Annotated in this window: 9 protein-coding genes; 4 read left to right on the top strand and 5 right to left on the bottom strand. The window is 70.3% G+C overall.

The window, feature by feature from the left end:
* Window positions 1–17: 17 nt before the first annotated feature.
* A complete protein-coding gene (locus KME78_RS67150; protein ID WP_219529311.1) occupies window positions 18–1,238 on the bottom strand; it encodes a glycosyltransferase in 1,221 nt (406 codons plus the stop codon).
* Window positions 1,239–1,364: 126 nt separating this feature from the next.
* On the opposite strand from KME78_RS67150, the gene KME78_RS14140 reads away from it, so the two are divergent.
* A complete protein-coding gene (locus tag KME78_RS14140) occupies window positions 1,365–4,196 on the top strand; it encodes an AfsR/SARP family transcriptional regulator (RefSeq protein WP_219529310.1) in 2,832 nt (943 codons plus the stop codon).
* A gap of 116 nt (window positions 4,197–4,312) precedes the next feature.
* Window positions 4,313–5,131: an alpha/beta fold hydrolase gene (locus KME78_RS14135; RefSeq protein ID WP_308126941.1), complete on the top strand. Its 819-nt coding sequence runs from the start codon at window positions 4,313–4,315 to the stop codon at window positions 5,129–5,131.
* Here the strand turns inward: KME78_RS14135 and KME78_RS14130 are convergent.
* Window positions 5,128–5,367 (bottom strand): GlsB/YeaQ/YmgE family stress response membrane protein, encoded by a 240-nt coding sequence (locus KME78_RS14130; protein WP_219529309.1) that lies wholly within the window; start codon window positions 5,365–5,367, stop codon window positions 5,128–5,130. The genes KME78_RS14135 and KME78_RS14130 overlap by 4 nt on opposite strands.
* Window positions 5,368–5,409: 42 nt before the next feature.
* The gene (locus KME78_RS14125; RefSeq protein WP_219529308.1) at window positions 5,410–6,312 is read right to left on the bottom strand and encodes a hypothetical protein; all 903 of its coding nucleotides are present in this window, start codon (window positions 6,310–6,312) and stop codon (window positions 5,410–5,412) included.
* 141 nt (window positions 6,313–6,453) lie between these two features.
* On the opposite strand from KME78_RS14125, the gene KME78_RS14120 reads away from it, so the two are divergent.
* Window positions 6,454–8,328 carry an AfsR/SARP family transcriptional regulator gene (locus tag KME78_RS14120; RefSeq protein WP_219529307.1) on the top strand — a complete coding sequence of 625 codons (1,875 nt, stop codon included), beginning with the start codon at window positions 6,454–6,456 and terminating at the stop codon, window positions 8,326–8,328.
* Between the two features lie 5 nt (window positions 8,329–8,333).
* On the opposite strand, the gene KME78_RS14115 is transcribed toward KME78_RS14120, so the two are convergent.
* The gene (locus KME78_RS14115; RefSeq protein ID WP_219529306.1) at window positions 8,334–11,126 is read right to left on the bottom strand and encodes an AfsR/SARP family transcriptional regulator; all 2,793 of its coding nucleotides are present in this window, start codon (window positions 11,124–11,126) and stop codon (window positions 8,334–8,336) included.
* 170 nt (window positions 11,127–11,296) lie between these two features.
* Here KME78_RS14115 and KME78_RS14110 point away from each other — a divergent pair, with 170 nt between their 5' ends.
* Window positions 11,297–11,983 carry a TIGR00266 family protein gene (locus tag KME78_RS14110; protein WP_219529305.1) on the top strand — a complete coding sequence of 229 codons (687 nt, stop codon included), beginning with the start codon at window positions 11,297–11,299 and terminating at the stop codon, window positions 11,981–11,983.
* A 5-nt stretch (window positions 11,984–11,988) separates the two neighbouring features.
* Here KME78_RS14110 and KME78_RS14105 read toward each other — a convergent pair whose 3' ends face one another.
* Window positions 11,989–12,438, bottom strand: coding sequence for an SRPBCC family protein (locus tag KME78_RS14105; RefSeq protein ID WP_219529304.1), 450 nt, complete (start codon window positions 12,436–12,438; stop codon window positions 11,989–11,991).
* Between the last annotated feature and the right edge of the window lie 3 nt (window positions 12,439–12,441).

Here is a 12,441-nt window from a genome sequence, read left to right as displayed (position 1 = left end):
ACCATGAGCCCTCCCGGTCAGACCCGATGGGCCGCTGCGTCCACCAGCTTGGAGATCGACTCCAGGGCGTCGAAGCGGGCGAAATCATCCCGGAGTCTCTGCGCCCGAGCGCGATAAGAGGGCGTCGACAGGACGCTGTTCACGGCCGTACGGAGTGTGGCGTCGTCGGGCCGGGCGATGCCCAGGTTGACTCCTGAGCCGCTCCACTCCACCCGTGCGGCGATCAACGGCTTGTCCTCGGTGGCACCCCCGACGACGAGCGGAACACCGTGCCGCAGGGCGGTATGCACACCACCGTAGCCACCGTTGGTCACCAGAACATCGGCAAAGGGCAGCAGCCTGTCGAAGGGGATGAAGTCCGCCAGCCGCGCGTTGTCCGGGACATTTCCCATGAGGTTCCGTACCTCCTCGGCACCATCCGGACGCGCGGTGGCCGCGACGACAAGGACATCGGCGTCGCCGAGCACGCGCACCGTGGGAATCACCAGTTCCTCCAGGTCCGCGTTGGCGAACGTCCCCTGTGTGGCCACCACGACCGGACGGCCGTCAGACAGTTCCTTCCACCATGACGGCTGCTCGAAGGCCCCGGCTGGGGGCGGGGGCAGCGGGCCGACGAAGCGGAAGGAGCTCGGGAGGTCGTCGCGGGGAAACTCGAAGTCGGGGATGGTCAACTGCACGTAGTGGTCAGGGACGGCGATCAGGCTGTCGAGCACGAACTCGGGAAGGGTGACGCCGACCGACTCGAACACCTTCTCCAGATACTCCTGCGCGTCCACGTGTACCTCCGGCCCCCATCCGGTCGCCGGGAACAGTGGGGTGATGCCCAGGCTGACGGTGACGGGACGGGCCCCGGAAGACAGGGAGAGCGGCAGCGCTCCCATGAACAGCCCGTCGCTGATCACCACGGTGGCCGGAAAGTCGGCGAGCAGGCGGCGCAGCGCCTCATGTTGAGCCGGGACCGGGTCACCGAAGACGTGCTTGAGATCGAAGCCGATCTGGACAGGGCCGGGAGGAAGCAGGCTCCGCCCGGGAAACTCCTGGTCCATCCGCCGTTCGTCGTAGTCGGCCCCCTCCGGGAGCGCCGTGAAGAACGCACCGACGGCCTCCGTACGTTCCTTGAACCTCGTACCGGTGAGGACGGTCACCTCATGACCGCGCCCGACCAGATCGGCGGCGACGGTGAGAAGGGGAGTGACATGCCCGTGTACGGGCGTGGCGGCAACAATGATCTTGGACACTGCGATCTCCACTGACCTCGTCCAGGCCGACTGACCTGCTGTTTTTACTGGGTCGCAAGCGTACGTCGATCCCTGTGTGTAAGAAGTGATCGAACGAGGCGGGTATGGAGGGAGGCGGGCAACCCATTGCTGGCATCGCTGCGCTTCACGGTGCTCGGCCCGGTGCGGGCCTGGCGCGATGGCATCGAGCTGGATCCGGGGCCTCCTCAGCAGCGGGCGATGCTGGGGCTGCTGCTGGTGCGGGCGGGGCGATCTGTGACGCTGGGCGAGATCGTGGACGTCCTGTGGGGGAAGAATCCACCGGCCAGCGCGGTCAACGTCGTGCACCGGTACGTGGGAATGTTGCGGAGGCTGCTGGAACCCGCGCTCGCCGTACGGGAGGAAGGCCGGTGGCTCATCCGCGACTCCGGCGGCTACCGCCTTGACGTGGGCCCCGACGAGGTGGACTTGCTGAGCTTCCGCCGTCTGACCGAGGAGGCCCGCCGGAGACAGGTGAGTGGTGAGCCCGAAGCCGCCCTGAAACTGCTGACGGGTGCGCTCGCGCTCTGGCGTGGGCCGGCCGCCACCGGGATTCCTGCGGAGGTGCGGGCTCACCCGGTGTTCGCCGCCCTGGACCGTGAGCAGCTGACCAGCGTCCAGGAGGCGGCAGACCTGGCGTTGCGCCAAAGTGCGGCCGATCAGGTGCTGGGGCAGTTGGGGGAGACCGCCGCGCGGCATCCGCTGGACGAACCGGTGCAGGCCAGGCTGGTCCTCGCTCTCGCCGCCGCCGGCCGCCAGGCGGAAGCGCTGGAAACCTGGCAGGCCGTCCGTTCCCGGCTCGCCGACGAGCTGGGCACCGACCCCGGCCCCGAGCTACGCGCCGCCCAGCGACAGATCCTCAGCCAGCAGGTCACCCCGACGGCCGTCCGTACGTCCTCCGAACACGCCGTACCTCCGCCGAGAACAGCTCCGCCCACGCAGTTGCCGCCGGACCTCGCGGTCTTCGCCGGCCGGCGCGCCGACCTCGCCAAGGTCCTCGCGCTGCTCCCCGAGGACGGGCGGATTCCGAAGACAGTGATCATCGGCGCGATCAGCGGCATGGGCGGGATCGGCAAGAGCACGCTGGCGGTGCACCTGGCGCACCAGATCGCCCACCGGTTCCCCGACGGGCAGTTGTACGTGAACCTGCGCGGTTTCGACCCCAGCGGATCCGTCGTGGACTCCGGCGAAGCGGTTCGCGGTTTCGTGCAGGCCCTAGGAGTGCCGCCGCACCGGATTCCGGCCGGATTGGACGCCCAGACCGCCCTCTACCGGAGCCTGCTGGCCGACCGCCGGGTCCTGATCGTGCTGGACAACGCCCGCGATGCCGAGCATGTTCGCCCGCTGCTCCCCGGCAGCCCCGGATGCCTGGTGGTGATCACCAGCCGCGACCGCCTGTTCGGTCTGATCGTCGCCGAGGGCGCCCATCCCTTGGCCTTGGACCTGCTTTCGGCGGATGAGGCCCGGGAGACGCTCGTCCGCCGTCTGGGTGCGGATCGGATCGCTGCCGCGCCCCAGGCCGTCGACGAGATCATCGCCAAGTGCGCGGGGCTGCCCCTGGCGCTGGCGGTGGTGGCCGCGCGGGTCACCGCCCATCCACGCTTACCGCTCACCGCGATAGCGGGGGAACTCCGCGTGGCGGATGGCAGCCTCGACGCTTTCACCGGGTCCGAACCGGCCGGCGACGTACGAGCCGTCTTCTCCTGGTCCTACCGGGTGCTCAGTCCCGATGCCGCCCGGCTGTTCCGGCTCCTGGCCGTGCATCCGGGGCCCGATATCGGCGTACCCGCGGCCGCCGGCATCGTGGGGGTGCCCGCCGGGCAGGCCCGCCGGCTCCTCACCGAGCTGACCGGGGCCCATCTCCTCGCCGAGCACTCGCCCGGCCGCTTCACCTGCCATGACCTGCTCCGCGCCTATGCCGACGAGCTCACGCACGCGCAGGACTCCGAAGCCGAGCGGCGCGCCGCCGCGCACCGGCTCTTCGACCATTACCTGCGCACCGCGCACGCCGCCGGCCGGCTGTTCTCGCCGTACTGGAGAACGACGACGCTGCCTGCGGCCCAGCCAGGCGTGACCGCCGAGTTCTTCGAGGACGACCGGCAGGCGCTGGCCTGGTTCAACCGCGAACACCTCGTGCTCATGTCCGTCATCGACCAGACCGTCCGCGACGGCTTCGACACCCACGCCTGGCAACTGGCCTGGACCCTTGAGCGCTTCTTCGACCGTCAGGGCCACTGGCACGACCTCCTCACCGTGCAGCGCGACGGCCTGGCCGCCGCCGTGCGGGCGGGACACCGGACCGCGCGGGCCCACCTTCATCGAGGCCTGGCCCGCGCGTCCGCCCGTTCGGGCCACTACGACGACGCCAACGCCCACGTACGGCAGGCGCTCCGCCTGTTCACCGAGCTCGATGACCGGTCGGGCCTGGCCCACACCCACCGCAGCCATGGCTGGATACTCGACCAGCAGGGACGGTATGAGGAAGCGCTAGACGCGGCGGGGCGCGCCCTCGACCTGTACCGGGCCACCGGCGACCGCGCGGCGGAGGGTAGCGCGCTGCACGCGCTCGGCTGGACGCACGCCCTGCTCGGCGATCACCGGCACGCCACCGTCTACTTCGAACAGGCCCTCGCCGCGACGGACAAGAACCGTAACCGCTACGGCGCCGGCGGCACCCTGGACAGCCTCGGCTACGCGCACCACCATCTCGGCGACCATGCGCAGGCCATCGCCTGTTATGAGGAAGCCCTCCGCCTCTACCGCGACATCGGCGACCGCTATCAGGAAGCCGGCACACTCAAGCGCCTCGGCGAGACCTATCTCGCGACCGGCGATCGGGGCACGACCCGGACGGTCTGGCACCAGGCCCTGGCCATCCTCGATGCCGCCGATCCGCCGGCCGCCGCCGAGGTCCGCGCGAAACTGAGCCGGCTCGGCTGAGCCGAGGACGGCGACAGCACTTTTTGTTCACTCCACCCTCTCTAGATTTCCGAGGCCAGCGGAGGCCGGGCCAGGGCTCGGTCTCCTGACCATCGCAGACAGCAGGGGGATGAAACGTGAGCTACTTCACCGTGGGTGACGGTCAACTCTTCTACACCGACGAGGGCACCGGCGGAGAGACGGTGCTCTTCGTCCACGGCGGCACGTGCGACTCGCATGACTGGGCTCCGCAGATCGAGCCGTTCATGGACCGGCATCGGGTGATCGCGCCGGATCTTCGCGGCCACGGCAGATCGTCCTCGGTCTCGGGAGGCCTCGCTCCTCACGACTTCGCCGGTGACCTGGCGTCGCTGCTCGACCAGCTCGAATGCGGGCCCGTCGTCGTGGTGGGCCACTCCCTGGGCGGGGCGGTCGCGTCCGTGCTCGCCGTCGAGCGCCCGGACCTCGTCCGCGCCGTCGTCGCCGTCGATCCCGGCTACGGTTTCGACACCGGCTTCGCCGCGGAGATCGCCGCCGCCTTCCGTACTCCTGACCCGGTCGGCGTGGCCGCGGCCGTACTGGCCGCGATGGAGGGGCCAGAGGTCGAGCCCGCGCTCGCCTGGCTGCCTGCCTGGCATCGCCGCCGGACGCTGGGCACCTCTCCGGAGACCACCGCCGCGGTGTTCCTGGGGCTGTTCGATGCGCCGAACGAGGTGACGTTGCGCCCCGCCGCCGAGGGTTATCTACGCCGGAGGGCCTGCCCGGTTCTGACGGTGTCCGCGAACGCCTCTTTGAAGGCGAAGGGCATAGACCTGGATTGGGACGAGTCGGTCAGCCCGCATCCGTACAGTTCGGCGGTGGCCTGGGACGGGGTCGGTCACTGGATCCATCAGGAGAGAGCGACGGAGTTCAACGAGCTCGTTCTCGGCTGGATCGCCGGGTTGCCCATGCATTAGATGGCAAATGCGACGGCCACGCAAACCACGGCGAGGACGATCTGCACGATGAACACCAGGATGGATTTGTCGGCGAAGCCGAGCAGGTAAGCGATCCCGGTGCCGACCGCGGCGGCGACGGCACCCGCGGCAATGGTGGCGAACAAGCCGATGTTCTGGCGTCCGGGCAGGATGAGGCGGCCCAGGCCGCCGGCGATGGCCCCGGAGATCACGCAGCCGAGCAAGAAAAAGAGCATTTCATTCTCCTTGGATGGGTGTTGCAAAACGACGAGCGCGGGCTATCCGCCGGTGCTCTGTGATGGGGCGTCCTGCTTCGCGAGTTCGCCGCAGGTGAAGTCGTCCTCACGCTCGGGGTCGAGCTGGATCCGGCTGAGGTTGGTGGTCTCCATGGGCCTGCGGAAGGTCTCGAGCTTGTCGCAGTCGTACAGGACGTACGTGCCGTCGCTCTCGCCCAGCAGCATCATCCAGCGACCGTCGTAGAGCGGTTTGTCGTCATCGGCGCTCTTCACCACCGTCCACTGGTCCTGGAAGCCGACATAGCCCAGCAGGTCGTTGGCCTGTCCGGTCTCCTGGACCTCGACCGCGCCCTGGATCAGACCGAGGATGAGGAGGAAACCCAGGCCCAGCCCGGTCAGGCCGCCGACGACCACCTTCGACCCGGCCCGCCCGACCGGCTTGCGGCGCAGCAGCCGGAAGGGAACCAGGAAGGCCAGCACACCCAGCGCCACCGCGATGACGACCATGAAGGTCAGTTCCACATCGCCGATGAGGTGGAAGAAGCCCCAGTACGTCGCCCCGCACCACAACGCCGCGACGGTGGCGGCGATCCAGGGCCGTTCCCTGACTCGCTGGATGAGCCGGCCCGCCATGCCGCCGGTCATCCTGTCGATCAGCCAGCCCAGGCCGACGAGGAACCCGAGCAGCGGGATGCCCGCCAGCAGGAGCAGGACCAGGGTGCCCATCATGCGCCCGAGCAGGACCGACTGGTCGACCCCCACCTGCTGCGGGTTGACGCCGAAGACGGAGTACATCTGCTCGACGCCGATGTAGAGAACCGCGTAGAGCGCCACCCCGATGGGCACGACGACGGAACCGATGCGTTCGAGCAGCGCCAGGACGCCGTTCTCCTGAGGCGCGGGAGCGGCGTCTGTGTGTTCCGGCGATATGGGATGACTGGACATGGGGCTCGACCGTAGGGCTCGCCCCGCATGTGAAACGTTGACGGCGCGTATACGTGGTGGCCGGGCAGTCAGTTCTTAGGCACAACGCCTGCCTACGATGGCCCGTGTCCTGGTGGCCGCTGAGGTGGAGAACGATCGATCATGGGCACGGAGTTACGGTTCGCCCTGCTGGGGGCGGTCCGAGCGTGGCGCGGTGACACGGAACTCGATCTGGGCTCACCCCAGCAGCGAGCGGTGCTCGCCTTCCTGCTGCTGCGCGAGGGTGACATGGCGTCGGCCGAGGAGATCGTGGACGCGCTGTGGGGAGAGCGGGCGCCGGGCAGCGCGCTGGCCGTCGTACGCACCTATATCTGCCGGCTGCGGCGCGTCATGTCCCCCACCGAGGTCGACGACCAGGTGATCAGGTCATTGGGTGGCGGCTACGCCATCGCCGCCGGCACGGTGTTCGTGGACTGGGACGCCTTCCGCCGGCAGGTACGCGAGGCGCAGGCCATGCGCGTGCGGGGACGCCTGGCCGAGGCGGTCGATCTGCTGCGCGACGCGCTGCGGCTTTGGCAGGGCACCCCTTTGGGCGGAGCACGCGGCGACTACATCGAGCAGGAACGTACGCGCCTGGTCAACCACAGAGTGGCCGCGCTGGAGGAACAGCTGGCCCTCGCCCTTGACCTCGGCCTGCACGCCGAGGTCAGCGAGGAACTGGCGGCGGCCGTCGCCGCCGCGCCCATGCGCGAACGGCTGCGCGAACTGCGGATGATCGCCCTGTACCGATCGGGCCGGCAAGCTGAGGCGCTGTCGGCCTACGACGAGGTGCGGCAGCTGCTCGCCACGGAGCTCGGCATCGACCCCGGCGCCGGCCTGCGTGATGTGTATGTGCGCATCCTGCGCGCGGACCCCGAGCTGGCCGCCCCGGCACCGCAGCCGGCTCCGGCCCTCGCGACCGAACGGCCGCCCGCCCAGGTGCCCGCCCTGCCGCCCGGTTTCGTGGGCAGGGACGTGGAGCTCGCCGGCATCCAGGACGCGCTCCGCCCCGCCGGGTGGACGCCGGTCGTCGCGATCACCGGGCTCGGCGGTGTGGGAAAGACCGCGCTGGCCATCAGGGCCGCGCACGCGATGCGGGACCGGTTCCCGGACGGTCAGGTGTACGCGGACCTCGGGGCGGCCGGCGGTCGGCCGGTGGCCCCCGCCGCGGTGCTGGGCTCGTTCCTGCGTGCTTTCGGCGTGCCGGAGCAGCGCTTGCCCGGCGGGCTTGCGGAGCGGGCGGCATTGTGGCGGACCGTGCTGGCCGATCGACGGGTGTTGATCCTGCTGGACGACGCGAGTGACGCAGACCAGGTACGCCATCTGCTGCCGGCGGCGCCGGGTTGTGCCGCGATCGTCACCACGTGGCGGCACCTGATCGACCTGTCCGGCGTGCGCTGGGTCAGGCTGGACACCCTGCCCCAGGCCGACGCGCTGGAGATGCTCGGCCAATTGGCCGGCCACCGTCGGGTCCTCGCGGAGCGGCAGGCCGCCGTGGAGCTGGTCGGCCTCTGCTCCCACCAGCCACTGGCCGTACGCGTGGCCGCCGACCTGCTGCAGGCCGGACCGCACCGGACGGTGCGGCAGGTCCGCCTGCGACTGGAGGACGACCTGCACCGGCCCGCGGGCACGAACGACGGCTGCGCGCTGATCGAGGCGCCCTTACTGCTGGCGCAGAGCCGGCTCGGCGCGCAGCAGGCCACGGCCTTCCGGCTCGCCGCGCTGCCCGACTATGGCGAGCTGACGCCGGAGTCGGCCGCGGCGCTGCTCGACCTGCCTCGCCTTCTTGCGCATCAGCTGCTGGAGTCGCTGGTCGACGCGCATCTGCTGCTCGCCGGGCCCCGCGGGACGTATCAGTACCACCGGCTGGTCAAGGCGTTCGCCAGACGACAGGCATGGGCGCACGAGGGCGTCGAAGAGTGCGACGCGGCATTGAGCAGGCTGCTGCGGTTCTACGCGGAGCGCCTCGCCACCATGCCGGCGTTGCCCATGGTCTGACGCGGTCACCGGTGGCCGCCGAGTTTGGCGAGGATGGCCGCTCTGGCATCGACCCGGGAGTCGTAGAGGCGTTCCAGCGCCGCCCGCCAGCTCGACCGGGCGGCCTCGTGCTCGCCGACGGCGTGCAGGGCGTCGCCGAGCCGGTCCAGCACCAGAGCCTCATGGTCACGACCGTGCCATCCCTGAGCATCGCCCAGTGACCTGCGGTAGTTGTCGATGGCGGCACGGTGCTCGCCCAGAGCGTGATGCGCCCAGCCAATGGTGTAGTGATTGAAGCTCTGGCCGATCACGTTGCCGATCTCGGTGTGCAGAGCCAGTGACCATCGGCTGTATGCCAGGCCCGCGCGGTGTTCGCCCAGCCGGATGAGCACCCAGCCCACCGCGTTCAGGGCGCCGGCCTCCTCGAAGGTGCCCGCCCCTTCCCGCCGGGACAGTTGGAGAGAGCGCCGCGCGTGGTGCAGCGCTTCCGGGTAGCGGCCTTGCCTGTCGTGCAGGCGGGTCAGCTCAAGGTGTACGACGGCCTGGCCCTTCACGTCCCCCAGTCCGGTGAACAGCCGCAGCGCGTGCCAGTAGTTCTCGTACGCCTCTTCGGGCAGTTCGGCACGTGTACACGCCGATGCCAGAGCGTGCTTGGCGTGGGCCCGCATGGACGTGTCGCCCAGCCCGGCCGTGGCTCGCACCGCGATCCGCGCCAGGGCCAGCGCGCTCTCCGCGGGCCGCAGCAGGATCAGGTAGGTATGCATCGACCAGGCCAGATGCCCGACATGGTGGTCGAGCCCCAGCCGGGCGGCGTGCTCGACCGTGACGAGAATGACGCTCTCCTCGGCGCTGAACCAGGCCAGCGCCGCCGGCGTGTCGACGATCCGGTCCGGAGTGACGCCGTCACGCGGCTCCGGCAGGGGGATCACGTTCTGGCCCGGCTTCATCAGCTCCGAGCAGCGGTGGGCCGTACGGAGGTAATGGTCGAGCAGCCGGTGCTGGGCGGCCGTGAGATCGTGGGCCGTGTCCTCCGCGGTGGCAGTCTCGGCGGCGTACGCGCGTACCAGATCGTGGAACAGGTAGCGGCCCGCGACGTGCTCGGTGAGCAGGTGCGTGGTGGTGAGTTCCGCCAGCAGCGGGCGTACGCGGGAGGCGCTCTCGCCGGCCAGGCTGGCCGCGGCCGACGCGCTTATGTCCGGCCCGGGCGCGGTGCCGAGCAGCCGGAACAGCCGGGCCGCCGCCGGGGTGAGCGCGTGGTAGGACCAGGAGAACACCGCCCGGGGAGCGGCCGCCGCGTCGAAGCCGGTGAAGGCGTCCAGGCTGCCGCGCTCGCGGCGCAGCTCCGCCGCGATGGCCGCCAGCGTGAAGGACGGATGGGTCAGGGCGTGGGCGGTGACGATCGCCAGCGCGAGCGGTAGCCCGCCGCACAGAGACCGGAGCTGCGCGGCCGCGTCAGACTCCGCGTTCACCCGCTCCGCACCCAGCCGGGCACGCAACAGGTCGGCGGCCTCATGCTCCGGCAGCGGGCCCAAGGCCATCGAACGGGCCGCGCCGGTGAGCCCGCCGAGCCGGTCGCGGCTGGTCACGACGACCAGGCAACCGGTGGCGGCGGACAGCAGCGGGCGTACCTGCTCCTCGTCCCGGGCATTGTCCAGCAGCAGGAGCATCCGCCGTCCGGCCACGCGGCCACGGAACAGGGCGGCCCGCGCTTCCACGGCGGACGGGATCTCCGCCGCGGCCACACCGAGGCCGGCCAGCAGGACGCTCAGCGCCTCACCGGCGCTCATCGCCCGCTCGCTGGGGTGAAAGCCGCGCAGGTTGACATACAACTGCCCATCGGTACAGCGGTGGGCGACCTGATGTGCCCAGTGCACGGCCAGGGCGGTCTTCCCGATGCCGCCCATGCCGCAGATGACCCTGATCCCGGCGGCATCGTGGTCCTCCAGCGCCGCCAGCTCCGCGTGCCGCCCGGCGAAAACCGGCGAATCGGCGGGCAGCTGCGCGGGCCTGCTCACACCTTCCTGCGGCCCATACGCTTTGCCCGGGTCGCGGAGGGCACTCCCAGCGGCGGGTCGGCCCAGTACGCCTTCTCCGGCCGCCATCAGTTCGGGCCCGGGGTCGATGCCCAGATCCTCGGCCAGACGCTCGCGGACCTTCCGATAGACACCGAGAGCCTCGGCCTGGTGGCCGGTCGCGGCCAGCAACCGAACCAGCCTGGCCTGCGACAGCTCGTCCAGCGGCTCCCGCTCGGCAGCAGCCCGCACCGTCGGCAGCAATCGCGCGGACAGGCCGGCGGCCAGCGCGTAGTCGGCGGCCTCGCCCACGGCGGCCGTGAATTCCCGGTCCAGAGCGACGAACACCGGCCGGGCCCGCACTTCGGGCGTGATCCCGGCGCCTGCGGCCCCTCGCCACAACCGCAGCGCCCGCGAGTAACCTTCCACCGCTTCGGCCGGTCGTCCCTCGGCGGCGGACACCCGGGCCCGCACCATGTCCTCGCGAAATCGCAGGAGGTCCGCACTGGTCGCGTCGACTACGAGCCGGTAGCCTCCCGCCGCCCGTACCAGCCACCGGCCTGCCTCGCGTGCTCGCAGGTCCGGCTCCAGCGCCCGGCGGAGCATCCCCACAGTGCGATACAGCACGTTGAGCGCGGTACGCGGCGGATCCTGCCCCCACAGCCCATCGACCAGGTCCTCGACGCCGACCGGCTGCTCGCCGGAGGCCAGCAGCAAGGCCAGGAGGGCACGCTGCTGCGACCCGTCCAGAGCGACCTCGCGCTCCTCCCGCAGGACACGTACCGGACCCAGTACGGCGAACCACATCCGCCCGGGCAGGACAAACCACCACCCTTCACTCCGAGAACGCCGGAGAGAGCATATGGCGGCGTGAGTGCATAACTAGTGACGAGCGGCTGTGTGCGCGTTGTCAATGAATCGTGTATGGCCCGTCCGGCAGAGTCGCTGCGAGCAAAGTGCTCGAAACGGAGGGGTACATGAAGACCGAGATCCGTCACCCTGGTTCGTTCGCGGTCGCGCGCTGCCATCTGGACGGCGGGGAGACTCTGCGCGTCGAGGCGGGCGCGATGTACGCGACGAGTGCGGGGGTCCAGCTCCATGCCAAGGTGGAGGGTGGTCTGCTGCGTGGGCTGGCGCGTTCTGCGCTGGGCGGGGAGTCGCTGTTCACCACTCGCTACACCGCTCCGGACGGTGGCGGTTGGGTGGACGTGGCGCATCATCTGCCAGGCGATGTCCAGGCCGCCGAGGTGCGGAGCGGCAGCGCGCTGATGCTGACCAGGGGATCGTGGATCGCGTCCAGCGAAGGCGTGGACATCGTCACCAAGTGGGGAGGAATGTCCAACCTCATCGGCAGCGAGGGCGGCTTCCTCATCAAGGCGCAGGGTGACGGCGTCGTCGTGCTCGGCTGCTACGGCGCGATGGACGTGATCACGCTGGCGGATGGGCAGCAGGTCGTGGTGGATTCCGGGCATCTGGTCGCCTACGACGAGACGGTCAAGAGCAATCTGCGCCGGGCGGTCGAGGGTAAGACGGTCCAATCACTCAAGTCCGGCGAAGGCTTGGTCTTCGAGTTCACCGGACCGGGCCGGATCATGACACAGACCAGGAATCCCGGGGCGTTGATCCTCCACCTGACGGAAGTGCTCCCCTTCGAGCGCGCCTGACCCCGTCAGCCACGACGTAGCTCCTTGATCAACTTGGCCTGGGCGCTCACCTTGCCCAGCAGCCAGCCCTGGAAGAGGCCGATCGCGAAAGCGGCGGCGATCGGCACGTACCTGGCCACGCCCTGCGGCCTCAGCATCGACAGGCCGTCCAGCTCCTTCGCCGTGACAACCGCGGCGGCCGCGGTCGGGGCACCGGAGCGGTCGGCCTCGATCAGGGCGGCGAGGTTCCCGGCGAACTGCCGCAGCAGCTTGTCGGAGACGGCCGTGATCGCGCCCTTGCCGAACTGGACGATCTTTCCCCGGATCAGCAGGTCGGTCCGCATCCGCAGCACCGCGCCGCCTGCCGGCTCCGCCACCGTCAGGGTGACCTCAGCCTCGGCGTCGCCACTGCCATGGGTGTCGGCGCCCCAGCCCTGCAGCCGGGCTCCCGCCTTTTTGCCCGTTTCACCCGCCATGCC

It is taken from the genome of Nonomuraea guangzhouensis (genome assembly GCF_019396345.1).
In the GTDB taxonomy this organism is placed as follows: domain Bacteria; phylum Actinomycetota; class Actinomycetes; order Streptosporangiales; family Streptosporangiaceae; genus Nonomuraea; species Nonomuraea guangzhouensis.
Note: the sequence above shows the minus strand (reverse complement) of the source record. Positions and strands in the feature narration are given on the sequence as shown.